Here is a 13,469-nt window from a genome sequence, read left to right as displayed (position 1 = left end):
GCCGGACCGCCTCAGGGGCGGGGTCCGCCGGGGCCGCCTCAGGGACGGGGGTCGCGCTCGGCGACCTCCTCGGCCTCGAGCTCGGTCTCGTCGTCGAGGTCGACGTCGATCGAGTCCTCTTCGTCGTCGCCGTCGTCGCTGCCCGCCTCGGGCTCGTCCCAGTTGCGATCGGTGACCGCGTCGGCGGTGTCGGCGCTGGTGACGACGTTCTCCGGGAAGCGGTCCTCGTCGTGGTGCGTGAGGCCCTCGAAGTCGTCGTCGGACTCGTCGACGAAGCCGTCCTCGTCATCGTCGTCGTCGCCGCCGTCCTCGGCCAGGCGCGGGCTGAGCTCGTCGACCGCATACTCGCCGCCGCGCACGAAGCCGCGACGGAAGGAGGCGCGGCCGACCATCGTGCTCGCCACCGGCACCGTCAGCATCTGCGCGAGCAGCACCACCAGGAGCAGGCCCGCGAGCGACCACGATCCCACCGCCAGCGAGACCCCGGCGAAGACCAGCAGAAGGCCGAGGGTCTGCGGCTTCGACGTCGCATGCATGCGCATGAGGACGTTGTCGAAGCGGTTCAGCCCGATCGCGGCGACCACCGCGAGGATCATGCCCATCCCGATCAGGACCGACGCGACGATCTCGACGGCGCTCATCGGAAGTCCTCCTGCTCATCGGACCCGGGCTCGTCGGACCCGGGCTCATGGGGCGAGGCCGGGCTGAAGCCGCGACCGACGGACGGATCCGCACCGAAGCCGGACTCGTCGGAATCATCGGACTCGTCGGACCAGCCAGCCCCGTCGGACCCGTCGGCCCCATCGGATCCGTCGGATCCGTCGGCGGGCTCGCCCTGCGGATCCTCCGCGGCCCAGAGCACCGGGTCGTCCACGTGCTGCGGCCCCGCGGTGTGGTCGTAGCGGTCGGGGTCGATCGCGACGAACGCGCCGGTCGCGGTGCTCTCGCCGCCGCGCCGCGCGGTGCGGGCGCCGATGTCCTCGCGGGCGACGAAGCGGGCGAAGGCGACGGTGCCGATGAACGCGAGCCCTGTCAGGCCGAGCATCGACGGTCCCGCCCAGGCCGCCTTCGCGCTCGCGGTGTAGAGGGCCATGCCGATCACCACGAGCACGACGAGCATGTCCGTGGAGATGGCGCGGTCGAGGATCGTCGGTCCGACGATCATCCGGAAGACGACGATGAGCGCCGTCGCCGACAGCACGCCGCCGTAGATCACCAGCATGATCTCGAAGGGCGTCATCGCAGCCCCGCCTCCTCCAGCACCTCGCGGCGGCCGACGGCCCACAGCAGCCGCTTCTCCTGCTCGCGCACCCGATGCCGCGCCTTCTCGACCTCCGCCTCCGTGCCTGCACCGATGACGTGCAGGAACAGGGTGCCGGTCGCGCGCTGCGCCTCCACCACCACGGATCCGGGGATCAGCGTGGACAGCACGCCCGTGAAGGTCAGGAAGAAGTCGGAGCGGGAGGCCATCTGCACGGCGATCACCGAGCTCGGCGGCTGCGGCGCCGGGCGGATCGCGTACCAGCCGACCTGCAGGGCCGAGGCGATGAGGTCGGCGATGAAGCGCAGCACGAACAGCGTGAAGCGCACCGGCCGCACCGTCAGCTCGTGGCCCATCGGCGGCATCGGGAACAGCACGAACACGAGCACGGTGACGGCGAGGCCGCCGAGCACGTTCTTCAGATCGATGCCGCCCCAGAGCAGGCACCAGAAGGCGACCGATCCGAGCAGCCACACCCAGCTGCTCCGGATGCCGGAGATCCTGCGGCTCAGCCTCACGGGTCCACCACCTTCTCCCCCTCGTCGTCGATCCGGTACACGAGCTGGTCCGCCGCGTCCGGCCCGAGGACGGCGTCGACATAGGGGGTCCGCTCGAGGACCGAGACGGCCGCCTGGTCGGCGTACGACATGAGCGGTCCGGCCGCGAGCGTCAGGACGATCGAGAAGCCGACGAGCGCCGCGGTCGCCCCCGTCATGATCCTCGGGACGGGCTGCTCCCGGGGGAGCTCGCCCTCCGAGGGCCCCTGCCAGAAGGCACGGTTCCAGATCTTCGCGATCGCGTACAGCGTCAGCAGGCTCGTGATGACGCTGATCGCGATGAGGATCCAGCCCCACACGTCGTCGTAGGCGATGCCGGCCTCGATCAGCCCCACCTTCCCGATGAAGCCCGAGAACGGCGGGATGCCCGAGAGGTTCATCGCCGGGACGAAGAACAGGATCGCCACGACCGGCGCGACCTTCGCCAGGCCGCCCAGGCGCGCGAGGTTCGTGGATCCGCCGCGATGCTCGATCAGACCGGCCGCGAGGAACAGCGTGGACTGCACGGTGATGTGGTGGGCGACGTAGTAGATCGTCGCGGCCATGCCGAGGCGGGTGCTCATGCCGATGCCGAACAGCATGAAGCCCATATGGGAGACCAGGGTGAAGGACAGGACCCTCTTGAGGTCCGTCTGCGCGACGGCACCGAAGATGCCGATGATCAGGCTCAGCGCCGCCGCGGCCAGCAGCAGCACGTTCAGCTGCGAGGCCGGGAACAGCAGCGTCTCCAGGCGCAGGATCGCGTAGATGCCGACCTTGGTGAGCAGCCCCGCGAAGACGGCGGTGACGGGCGCGGGCGCCGTCGGGTACGAGTCCGGCAGCCAGGCGCTCAGCGGGAAGATCGCGGCCTTGATCGCGAAGGCCATGAGCAGCAGCAGCTCGATCACCATCCGCGTGCCCTCCTGCACGCCGTCGAGGCGCACGGCGAGCTCGGCCATGTTGACCGTGCCGGTCGCCGAGTACGCCGCGGCGATGCCCGCCAGGAAGATCACCGAGGACAGCAGCGAGACGATGACGTAGGTCGTCGCCGCGCGCACGCGGCTGGCCGAGCCCCCGAGGGTCAGCAGGACGTAGCTCGCCGCCAGCAGCACCTCGAAGCCGACGTACAGGTTGAACAGGTCGCCCGCGAGGAACGCCATCGACACGCCCGCGACCAGCGCCAGGTAGGTCGGATGGTAGATCGCCACCGGGGTGCCCTCGGAATGCTCCGAGACGGTCTGCGCGCTCGAGTAGACGAGCACGGCGAGCGTGACGGTCGCGGAGATCACGAGCATCAGCGCGGTCAGCCGGTCGGCGACCAGCACGATGCCGAGCTGCGGGGTCCAGTTGCCGATCTGCAGCACCAGCACGCCCGCATCGGGCACGCGCAGCCCGAGGGTGACGGCGACCGTCAGGATCGCGACCAGGGTCAGGATCGTCAGCCACAGCTGGACGCGCGGATGGTGGCGCAGCAGCAGCGCGGCGGCGGCGCCCCCGAGCGGGAGCATCACCGGGAGGGCGAGCAGGAGCTCCATCTCTCAGTCCTCCTTCCCCGGGGCGTCGTGATGATCGTGGTCGGCATCCGTCGCGGGGCCGGTGCCGGGGGCGGCGGCGAGACCCGCCGCGTCGCCGCCGTGCCCTTCGGCCCACCAGGTGCCGGACGGGAGCCCGGCCTCGCCCTCGTCGGCCTCGGTCGGGTCCTGGGGGGCGTCCTCGGCGCCGGAGAGGTCCGAGCCCAGCGGGTCGTCGTGGGCGGCGACGCCCTGGGAGCGCATCAGCGCACCGCGCCGGTTCTCCTCCGAGAGCGCCTGCGACCAGGGCACCTGCTCCACGTCCTCGCCCATCCGACGACGGGAGCGACGCAGGACGCGCCGGTCCTCGACGTCGTCGGGCACCTCGTCATGTCCGAACATCTGCCAGGCGCGGTACGCAAGCGCCATGCCGAAGGCGGTCACGCCCAGGGAGATCACGATCGCGGTGAGGACCATCGCGAAGGGCAGCGGGTCGGTCATGTCGGCCACGTCCCCGGTGCCCTCGAAGGGCGGTATCCCGGGCTTCCCGGCGGCGACGATGAACAGCACGTTCACGCCGTTGCCCAGCAGCACGAAGCCCAGCACGACGCGGGTCAGGGTGCGCTCGAGCACGAGGTAGACGCCGCAGGCGATGAGGATCCCCGCGGTGAGCAGGAGGGTCAGGCTAACGGACATCGGACTCCGCCTCCTGCTGCTGGTCGATCTGGGCCCCGAGGGTGCGCAGGAGGTCCAGCACGAGGCCGACGACGACGAGGTAGACGCCGGTGTCGAAGAGCATGGCGCTGGGGAAGTGCAGCTCGCCGAGCAGCGGCACCTCGACCACCGGCGTCGCGGTGGAGAAGACGGTGCCGCCGAACAGCAGCGGCAGCACGCCCGCGCCGACGGCGATGAACAGCCCGGCGCCGAGCACGAGGCCCGCCTGCACCGGCGCCGCCTCGGTCAGCTCGTAGCGGCCGCCGGCCAGGTACCGCAGCGCGAGAGCCAGGCCCGCGACGAGGCCGCCGGCGAAGCCGCCGCCGGGCAGGTTGTGGCCCGCCATCAGCAAGTACACCGAGAACATCATCATCACCGGGAAGGCGATGCGGGTGAGCACCTCGAGGATCACCATGCGGCGCTCGGGCGCGAGGGTCAGCCCGGCGGAGAGCCAGGTGCGCCAGCGGTTCGCGCCCTGCACGTCGTCGTCGCGGACGTCGAAGCTGAGCACGTTCCGCGGGAGGTCGTCGACGTTGCGGCGGCGCCAGATCGGGGTGCGGTGGTCGAGATCGCGGACGCGGGAGATGCCCTGCTCGCGACGGGTCACGAAGATCAGCGAGGCGACGCCGGTGGCGACCACGAGGAGCACCGAGATCTCGCCCATGGTGTCCCAGACGCGGGCGTCGACGAGCGCGACGTTGACGGTGTTGTGCCCGCCGCCGATCTCGTAGGCCGCCTCGATCAGCTCGGGGCCGAGCGGGGCCTCGGTGCGGGCGTCGGCCGCGAACAGCGCCGCCCCGCACAGCGTGACCGCGGTGCCGATCGCGATGCCCCAGCGCACGAGCGCGCCGATCCGCAGCGGGCGCCGGGAGAAGTGGATGGGCAGGCGCCGCAGCACGAGCACCAGCACGACGGTCATCGCGGTCTCGACGAGGACCTGCGTGGTGGCGACGTCGGGCGCGCCCGCGAAGAGGAACAGGAGGGCGACCGCATAGCCGGTCACGCTGATCAGGAACACGGCGCGGAGGCGGCGGCGGGAGCGGGCCGCGCCGATCGCCGCGAGCGCCGCCACGGGCAGGACCAGGAGCTCGACGGGCTGATGGAAGAGCACGAGGTTGTCCGGCAGCGGCGCCATGGTGAGCGCCACGGGGATCGTCAGGCCCATCATCACCACGAGCATCGTGCCCAGGGTGTACGGCAGGGAGCCCCGCTGGAACAGCGGCGTGATCGCCACGGCGACCGTGTCGACGGCGCGCATCGTCCGACGGAACATGCGCTCCGCGTCCCACCACTCCTGGCCGCGATCCCCCGCCCAGGTCTGCGGGGACACGGCCCGCTGCAGGCGCGCGAACGGGCGCGCGAGCACGCACAGCACCGCGCCGGTGCCGAGGGTGACGGCGGAGGCGAGCAGCGGCACGCCCAGGTGCGGGACGACCGCGAGGTGCGCATGCGAGCCGGTGTCCGGGACGGTCGCGGCGAAGCCCGCGAGGAGGTCCTCGAGGGGGCCGGCCGCCGCGGGCAGGACGAGGCAGAGCGCGGCGATCGCCGCGGGCGGGAGCCAGAACAGGAGCGGGATCTCGGGCTTCTCGACCTGCGGGGCGCCCGGGGCGCGACCGAAGGCGCCGTCCACGAAGCGCCACGAGTACGCGACCGTCAGCACGGAGCCGGTGACGAGCGCGATCAGCAGGGACCGGTGCCAGCCGCCCTCGTACCAGAGCGCGGAGTAGATCGCCTCCTTGGCGACGAAGCCCAGCAGCGGGGGCACGGCCGCCATCGAGGCGGCGGCGACGGTGCCGATGATCGCGACGGCGGGCGCGACGCGGGCCACGCCCGAGAGGACCCGCAGGTCGCGGGTGCCGAACTTCTTGTCGATGATGCCGACGACCATGAACAGCGGCGCCTTGAACAGCGAGTGCGCGATGAGCATCGCGAGCGCCGCGAGCATCGCGTCCGTCGTCGCGAGGCCCGCCACGGCGCTGAGGAAGCCCAGCTGGGAGACGGTGCCGTAGGCGAGGAGCAGCTTGATGTCCGTCTGCCGCAGGGCGCGCCAGCCGCCGAGGATCATGGTGGCCGCGCCGAGCACCGCGAGCACGATCGAGATCGCCTCGACGTGCGCGATGCCCGGGGCCAGGCGCAGGATCAGGTAGACGCCGGCCTTCACCATCGCCGCCGCGTGCAGGTACGCGGAGACGGGCGTCGGCGCGGCCATCGCTCCCGGCAGCCAGAAGTGCGAGGGCACCAGCGCCGACTTCGTGACGGCGCCCGCGAGCACGAGCAGCGCCGCGGTGATCGTCACCGGAGAGGCCTCGACCCAGATCGGGGAGGTCACGATCTCCGACAGCCGCATGGAGCCGGCGCCGTGGGCGAGCATCAGCAGGCCGACGAGCATCGCCAGGCCGCCCGCGGTCGTCGAGATCAGCGCGTTCATCGCCGCTCGGCGGGAGGACTGCTTGTCCGGGTAATGGCCGATCAGGAGGTAGGAGAAGACGGTGGTGAGCTCCCAGAAGGTGTAGAGCATCATCACGTCGTCGGACATCACGAGGCCGACCATCGCGCCGGCGAAGGCCGTCAGCACCGCGGCGAAGCGGCCGAGACCGGGCTCGGTGTCCTTGAAGTAGCGGGCGCAGTAGGCGAGCACGACGGCCCCGATCGCGGTCGCGATCAGCGCCATCACCCAGCCGAGGGTGTCCAGGCGGAAGGCGAGCTCGATGCCGAACTCGGGGATCCAGGGGACGGAGCGCTCCATCGGCGCCTCGGCGAGGCCCACGGGGCCCTGCAGGGCCAGCCACACGGCCGACGCTCCCGGGACGGCCGCCAGCGGGTAGAACGCGTTCCTGCCGAGCTTCCTCACCAGCACCGGCGCCACGAGGGCGGCGACGAGATGGGCGAGGAGCATCGAATACACGCGGTCTCCGTCCAACACCGGGGGAAAGGGGCCTCGACCATTCTATGGGCCGAACGGGCCGAAAGGACGCCGATGCATAGAGTGTGCTCATGGCCTCTTCTGCGGACCTCCGGGAATCCCGCCCGCGGCGCGCCGTCCGTGCGTTCGCCCTCTGGGACGGCGGAATGTCCGCCTTCAGCTCCGTCATCCTCACCTTCGTCTTCGCGACCTATGTCGCGAGCGCCGTCGCCGCCGAGGGCGCCGTCGGCGACGAGGCGATCAAGGCCGCGCAGGACCACGGCTCCCAGGTGCTCACGACCTGGCAGTCCGTCGGCGCGGTGATCATCGCCCTGACCGCTCCCCTGCTCGGCAACCTCGCCGACCGCGGCGGCGCCCGCAACGCCCTGCTGCGGATATTCACCCTCGCGACCGTCGCCGCGATCGCCCTCATGCCCGCCGTCCGCCTCGACTCCGACTACCTGCAGCTCGGCGCGATCCTCATCGCGGTCGCCCTCGTCTGCTCCGAGCTCGCCGGGGTCTTCGTCAACTCCGTGCTCCCGGAGATCTCCACCCCCGAGGACCGCGGCCGCGTCTCGGGCACCGCCTGGGCCGTCGGCTACTGGGGCTCCATCGTGTGCCTCGGCCTCGTGCTGGTCCTGTTCGTCATGCCCGGCACCGGCCTCCTCGGCATCACCGGCGACGACGGCTGGAACTACCGCGCGATCCCGCTGTTCGTCGCCCTGTGGATCCTCGTGGGCACCCTCCCGCTCATGCTCCGCGCCCCGCAGCATCCCGCCTCCGCCCCCGCGGAGCGCTGGAACCCCTGGCAGGGGTACGCGCAGATCGTCCGCCGCGTGGTGAGGGCGGTGCGCGAGGAGCCCGTCATGCTGCAGTACCTCGTGGCCTCCGCGATCTACCGCGACGGCCTCGGCGCGGTCTTCTCGATCGCCGGCGTGCTCGCCGCCAACGCCTACGGGTTCTCCACCGTGGAGATCATCGTCTTCGGCATCGCGGCGAACCTCGTGGCGGGCTTCGGCGTCTTCGCCGGCGGCCGCTTCGACGACCGCTTCGGGCCCCGGCCCGTGATCATCGTCGGATGCCTGGGGATCGTCGTGCTCGGGCTCGTGGTCCTGGCGTTCTCGTCGGTCGCCGTGTTCTGGGTCGCGGGACTGGCGATCTGCCTGTTCGTCGGCCCCGTGCAGTCCGCCTCGAGGAACCTCCTCACGCGGCTGTCGCAGCCGGGCCGCGAGACCGAGAACTTCGGCCTCTACGCGACCACCGGACGCGCCCTCGGATTCCTCGGCACCGCGGCCTTCGCCCTCACGGTGTGGCTGTTCTCCGACACCCGCACCGGCATCCTCGGGATCGTCCTGGTGATCGGCCTCGGCCTGCTGGCCTTCCTGCCCATCAAGCTGGGCGCCGCCGGCCGCAGCTCGCGCCCCGTCGGCGCCTGAGGCGCGCCGCCCCTCGTCCCCGCATCCCCCGCATCCGCCCCTGCATCCGCCCCTGCTCCGCTCCGGCGAGAGAGACGACGACGCCCCGAGCATGAGCTCGGGGCGTCGTCGTCTCCGCGGGGCCGAGGCGCGGGGCGCGGCCGACGGGTCAGACGAGGTCGGCCGGGTCCACGAGATAGCCCTCGAGGTCGATGACGTAGCCGCCGACGGCCTCCACCAGGAGCCCGGCGAGGAGGCCGACGCGACGGTAGGCGTTCGCCCAGCGCTCGGAGGTGTCCGTGTCGGGCCGCTCCATCTCGTCCTCCTCCTCGTCGAGCGGGAAGTGGGCGAGGTCGTAGTCGACCGCCGTGTCCACCCACGGCAGGGCCGTGAGCGCCGGATGGTGTCCGGCACGGCTCACCCGCAGCGAGATCTCGCTGCCGTCCTCGAGCGGGATCGTCACGCTGTAGCCGGAGCGCGCGACCTCCGACGGGGCCTCGTCGAGCGTCGCCTCCGGCTCGAGCGGGGCGATCAGCTCGGCGAGGGACTCCGGGGCCAGCGCATAGGGGCTCACGACCGTGAGGTCCCGGACGTGGAAGGGATGCGGCTCGAGGCGCACGCCCGAGTCGGTCACGACGGCGCCGTTGAGGCGGCGGGCGAGCGACCAGGCGAGGTCGAGCACGAGGCGCTCATCGCCGAAGGGCAGGCCGTCGGGGAAGGCGCGGGCGTAGCCGTGGGAGTCGTCGGACCCCGGGGGCGCCGGGTCCTCGCGCTCGCGCACGACCTCGATCGACCAGCGGCCGGAGCCGCGCGGCGTCGCGTCGGGGACGAGGCGGGCGCCGTCGCCCAGGGCGATGGCGCCGTCGGCGTCGGTCTCGGCCTGCGGCAGCACGTTGCGCAGCATCGTCAGCACATCGGAGCGCTGGGTGTCGCGGGGAAGCTGCAGCCGGTGGACGGCGATCTCGCCCGAGTGTCCGTTCTGGATGCTCAATGGTCCACGTCCTCCACAGGAATGAGGGTGCGATGGAAGTTCAGATGGGAGCGGGAGGCCGTGGGGCCCCGCTGACCACGGTAGCGGTTGAGGTTGCCCTCGCTCCCGTAGGGCGCCTCCGCCGGGGAGGACAGTCGGAAGAAGCACAGCTGGCCGATCTTCATGCCGGGCCAGAGCGCGACCGGAAGGGTCGCCATGTTCGACAGCTCGAGGGTGATGTGGCCCTCGAAGCCCGGGTCGATGAAGCCCGCCGTCGAATGCGTCAGCAGACCCAGCCGCCCCAGGGAGCTCTTGCCCTCGAGGCGCGCGGCGACGTCGTCCGGCAGAGTGACCTGCTCGTAGGTCGACGCGAGCACGAACTCGCCCGGATGCAGCATGTACGGCTCCCCCGGATCGACCTCGACCAGGCGGGTCAGATCGGCCTGCTCCTGCGAGGGGTCGATCATGGCGTACTTGTGGTTGTCGAACAGCCGGAAGAAGCGGTCGATGCGCACATCCACCGAGGCAGGCTGGATCATCTGCTCGTCGAAGGGCTCCAGGCGCACACGCCCGGCCTCGAGCTCGGTCCGGATATCACGATCGCTCAGCAGCACCAGTCCAGCCTATCGTCCGAAGCCTGTGCCGACGCCCGGGAACCGGTTCCGCGGACGCCTGCGCCGCCGTCCGGGATCGCGCGCGCAGGCGTGCGCGAGGCATCCCCTCCGGCGGCGGGATGCGGTCGCAGGACGTGGGCCGTGACACCCGATTCGCTCCCCGGCCTGGGACGCGGTATGCTTCCCGTCGTCCATCCCGACGCCCGCGGATCCCCGCGGAGCCGACCGGACGGCACGCGCGGGTGTAGTTCAATGGTAGAACTTCAGCTTCCCAAGCTGACAGCGCGGGTTCGATTCCCGTCACCCGCTCCACCGGGAACCGCAGGTCTATGACCTGCGGTTCCTTGCACACTCGGGCAGTTCCGCCCGGACAGGACCGACGCCGGAGCCCGCACATGCCCAAGATCATCGGAGGGTCGCTCGAAGAGCATCGCGAACGCACTCGCGACAAGATCTTCGGGGCCCTCACCGAGCTGCTCGAGTCCAAGGACTTCGACGCGGTCACGTTCTCGGCGATCGCCGTCGCCGCGGGCGTGGGCCGCACCGCGATGTACAACCACTTCCCCGACAAGGACACGCTCCTGGTCGAGTACGCGATGCACGAGACCGCGAGCTACATCTCGCAGCTCACCGCCGGCATCGGCGACGCCCCCTCGCCGCGCGAGGGCGTGCTGCAGTACATCCGCACGCAGCTCGAGCTCAGCGTCTCCTTCCACATGCCGCAGGCCTCCACGTCCGGGCCGCTCTCCCCCGAGAACGCCGCCCGCATGCGCGAGCACGTCATGATCATCGAGGACGTCCTGCGCACGATCCTGCGCGACGGCGTCGCCTCCGGCGACTTCACGGCCGATCTCGACGTCGACGCGACGGTCCGCGTGATCAACGGCCTCGTCGTCGGCCCCACGGCCCGCCGCTACTCGCAGACGGCGCTCGAGGCCTTCGTGCTGCGCGGCCTCGGCGCCCTGCCGGGCCCCTCCGAGCCCGCCTGAGGGACCGCTCCCGCATCGACGAGGGGGCCCGACCGCTGCTGCGGTCGGGCCCCCTCGCGCATGCGCCCGTCGGCCGACGACGGGCTCATGCCCGCTCAGCGCCTGCCGTCGGACTCCCAGTTCATCGCGTCGATGGTGGTGCGCTCGGACTCGTCGTCCTTCGCGAACAGCGGGCGGGAGGTCTCCTCGACGCCGTCCTCGAGGTCGACCTCGGGGGCGGTCGTCGCGCTCACCCAGCACACGAGCATGAGGATCAGGGCGAGCAGGGCGACGCCCCAGCGCAGGTAGAAGGTCACCCCGCCGGTGACCACCGAGGTCGCCGAGGACACCGCGAGGGCCGAGACCAGCGCCGTGACCAGGATCGTCGGCAGCGCGAGCGAGCCGAGGACCGAGCGCAGCACGCCCGTGAGGACCGCTCCGCCGAGGGCGCCGGAGTGGCCCCAGGAGCCGGGGCCGCCGTAGCGGCCGTCGCCGATCGCATCGGAGGACGACTTCATCAGCACCGCCGAGGCGATCGTCCACAGGCCCCAGCCGGCCGCGGGGACCAGCAGCCCCAGCACATAGCCGGGCAGCGCCGAGGGGCCGAGGCCGAAGCCCGCGACCAGCGGCATCAGGACCACGATCACGAGAGCGGGCAGGGCGGCGCGGCGGATGCCGTCGCGCACCTCGTCGAGGATCGCCGTGGAGCGCTTCTCGAGGAGCGCCGCGCGCGTCTCGACGACCGCGAGCGCCCCGGCCCGGCGGGACGCCTCGAGCAGCGAGGCCGTCACCAGCAGCAGCGTCACCGCGCCGAGGCCGGCGCCCGCGATCAGCGTGACCGACTGCGAGGTCAGCGCGTGCAGCGCGCGCTCCTCCCACACGGTCGCGGCGCGGTCCGCGACCTGCATCGCGGTGACGATCGGCCCGAGGGCGGCGAGGCCCGCGAGGAGTGCGGCCAGCAGCATCGCGACCTGCGGTCCGACGGCCGAGCCGGCCCCGGCCGCACGGTCCTCGGGGTCGACGCCGGGGCGCTCGAGCAGCGCCGGCGCCAGCAGCGAGGCCGAGAAGGACACGACCACGACGAGCGCGCCGAGGCCCGCATAGGCGAGCAGGGCGAGGGCGAGCGCGGGGACGCCGGCGCTGAGCACGCCGATCACGCCCGCGATCAGCACGACGAGGCCGATGCCGCCCGCGGCGATCAGCGCGCCCGAGCCGAGCGCGGAGGCCGTGCCGAGGGCGCCGCCGGTGCGGCTCGTGCGCGCGGCGCGCAGGACCGCGGTGCCGCGGCGGTCGCCCGTGCGGCCCAGCAGCAGCACCGCCGCGAGGGCGGCGAGGACGCCGAGCCCGAGGGCGGAGGACGCGACCGTCGCCGGGGACACCGAGTACAGCGCGAGCACGTCGAGGAAGGCGCCGGCGTCGCGCGAGTCGTCGGTGACGGTCGTCCACTGCGACATGTCGGTGATGGCGCTGAGGATCTGCTCCTCGAGGTCCGCGCGGGCGGTCGGCGTGTCGCCGACGATCGCGGTGTCGGTGAAGGTGTCCATGCCGACCTGCGCGAAGCGGAGGTCCTGGTACGCGGAGGGCAGCCAGAGGGCGGCCGCGACGATCATGCCGATGCCGCCGAGCACGGCCGGCACGAGGCCGCCGAGGGTCAGGCGCAGGGGCGAGCCGACGGGGTCCATGCCGTCGAGGTCGTCCTCGTCGTCCTCCCCCGGGGCGGGCGCCCGGCGCGCATGCGGCACGAGCGCCACGACCGCGGCGGCGAGCATCGCCACGCCGAGGCCCAGCAGCACCACGAGGATGCCCTCGCCGGCGAGCACGGCGACGCCCAGCAGGATGCCGACGCCCGCGAGCGCGAGCACGAGGGCGGTGAGCTCGGCGGCCTGCACGGCGCCGCGGCGGAAGACGCGGGCGGCGCGCAGGTGCTCGGCGCCGAGGTTCTTCTCGGCGTCGACCTCGAGCTCGTTCTCGTCGGCTCCCACGAGCACCGCGGAGGCCGCGGCGGCGGCATCCATCGGCACGGCGCAGGCGCGCAGCGCGAGCGCGGAGATCGCCGCGCCCGCGGCGAGGCCGATCAGGGGCGAGGCCGCGCCCTCCTGCAGGAACCACAGCGCGAGCGCGACCGGCAGGATGCCGAGGGCGAGCGCCCCCGTCGTCAGCATCGCGCCGAGCCGCGGCACGAGCGCGAGCCGGCGCTCCGCCGGCACCGCGAGCGCGGCGAGCTGGGCGGCGAGGCCGCGCCAGCCGGCGACCAGGCCGAGCAGCAGGCCGGTGAGCATGAAGGCCGACCGCAGGATGCGGGTGTCGGTGCTCCCCGGCACCAGGTACAGCAGGGCGAGCGCGGGGATGCCGATCCACAGCGCGAGCGATCCCGCGGAGGCGAGCTGCCTCCCCAGGGCCCGGCCGAGGTCGGCGTCGAGCTCCGGGCTGTCCTGGTCGCGGCGCAGCCGGACCGGCACGATCGCGCCCACGACGAGCGCGGCGATCGACAGCGCGGCCAGGACCAGGAGGGTGACGGCGATGTCGTCGCCGAGAGGGAAGTCGGTGATCAGATCCACGGATCAGCTTTCGTCGGGAA

11 protein-coding genes and 1 tRNA gene are annotated in these 13,469 nt (G+C 72.5%); 3 read left to right on the top strand and 9 right to left on the bottom strand.

Annotated elements, in window-relative coordinates; all coding sequences use genetic code 11:
- Positions 1-38: 38 nt before the first annotated feature.
- Genes mnhG through ACXET9_RS10505 form a run of 6 tightly spaced genes read right to left on the bottom strand, consistent with a single transcriptional unit; the run spans position 39 to position 6,918 of the window.
- Positions 39-641, bottom strand: coding sequence for a monovalent cation/H(+) antiporter subunit G (gene mnhG / locus ACXET9_RS10530; protein ID WP_457886540.1), 603 nt, complete (start codon positions 639-641; stop codon positions 39-41).
- Complete coding sequence (locus tag ACXET9_RS10525; RefSeq protein ID WP_457886539.1) at positions 638-1,240, bottom strand: monovalent cation/H+ antiporter complex subunit F; 603 nt, start codon at positions 1,238-1,240, stop codon at positions 638-640. The genes mnhG and ACXET9_RS10525 overlap by 4 nt, the downstream gene beginning before the upstream one ends.
- Positions 1,237-1,779 carry a Na+/H+ antiporter subunit E gene (locus ACXET9_RS10520; RefSeq protein WP_457886538.1) on the bottom strand — a complete coding sequence of 181 codons (543 nt, stop codon included), beginning with the start codon at positions 1,777-1,779 and terminating at the stop codon, positions 1,237-1,239. Before ACXET9_RS10520 ends, ACXET9_RS10525 begins: the two co-directional genes overlap by 4 nt.
- Positions 1,776-3,332, bottom strand: coding sequence for a Na+/H+ antiporter subunit D (locus ACXET9_RS10515; protein ID WP_457886537.1), 1,557 nt, complete (start codon positions 3,330-3,332; stop codon positions 1,776-1,778). The genes ACXET9_RS10520 and ACXET9_RS10515 overlap by 4 nt, the downstream gene beginning before the upstream one ends.
- Positions 3,333-3,335: 3 nt before the next feature.
- Complete coding sequence (locus ACXET9_RS10510) at positions 3,336-4,004, bottom strand: Na(+)/H(+) antiporter subunit C (protein WP_457886536.1); 669 nt, start codon at positions 4,002-4,004, stop codon at positions 3,336-3,338.
- The gene (locus ACXET9_RS10505) at positions 3,994-6,918 is read right to left on the bottom strand and encodes a Na+/H+ antiporter subunit A (RefSeq protein ID WP_457886594.1); all 2,925 of its coding nucleotides are present in this window, start codon (positions 6,916-6,918) and stop codon (positions 3,994-3,996) included. Before ACXET9_RS10505 ends, ACXET9_RS10510 begins: the two co-directional genes overlap by 11 nt.
- Positions 6,919-7,016: 98 nt before the next feature.
- Here ACXET9_RS10505 and ACXET9_RS10500 point away from each other — a divergent pair, with 98 nt between their 5' ends.
- Positions 7,017-8,360, top strand: coding sequence for an MFS transporter (locus ACXET9_RS10500; RefSeq protein WP_457886535.1), 1,344 nt, complete (start codon positions 7,017-7,019; stop codon positions 8,358-8,360).
- A gap of 148 nt (positions 8,361-8,508) precedes the next feature.
- On the opposite strand, the gene ACXET9_RS10495 is transcribed toward ACXET9_RS10500, so the two are convergent.
- Both ACXET9_RS10495 and dcd read right to left on the bottom strand, forming a co-directional pair.
- A complete protein-coding gene (locus ACXET9_RS10495; RefSeq protein WP_457886534.1) occupies positions 8,509-9,330 on the bottom strand; it encodes a hypothetical protein in 822 nt (273 codons plus the stop codon).
- Positions 9,327-9,923: a dCTP deaminase gene (gene dcd / locus ACXET9_RS10490; RefSeq protein ID WP_457886533.1), complete on the bottom strand. Its 597-nt coding sequence runs from the start codon at positions 9,921-9,923 to the stop codon at positions 9,327-9,329. The genes ACXET9_RS10495 and dcd overlap by 4 nt, the downstream gene beginning before the upstream one ends.
- Before the next feature lie 238 nt (positions 9,924-10,161).
- Here dcd and ACXET9_RS10485 point away from each other — a divergent pair.
- Both ACXET9_RS10485 and ACXET9_RS10480 read left to right on the top strand, forming a co-directional pair.
- Positions 10,162-10,235, top strand: a tRNA-Gly gene (locus ACXET9_RS10485).
- Positions 10,236-10,318: 83 nt separating this feature from the next.
- Positions 10,319-10,912, top strand: coding sequence for a TetR/AcrR family transcriptional regulator (locus ACXET9_RS10480; RefSeq protein ID WP_457886532.1), 594 nt, complete (start codon positions 10,319-10,321; stop codon positions 10,910-10,912).
- A 95-nt stretch (positions 10,913-11,007) separates the two neighbouring features.
- Here the strand turns inward: ACXET9_RS10480 and ACXET9_RS10475 are convergent, their stop codons facing one another.
- Positions 11,008-13,449: a pyrophosphatase gene (locus tag ACXET9_RS10475; protein WP_457886531.1), complete on the bottom strand. Its 2,442-nt coding sequence runs from the start codon at positions 13,447-13,449 to the stop codon at positions 11,008-11,010.
- Positions 13,450-13,469: the final 20 nt, after the last annotated feature.

It is taken from the genome of Brachybacterium netajii (SeqCode), from assembly GCF_054114245.1.
The sequence above is the reverse complement of the archived record's forward strand: the minus strand, read 5'-3'. Positions and strand labels throughout refer to the sequence as shown.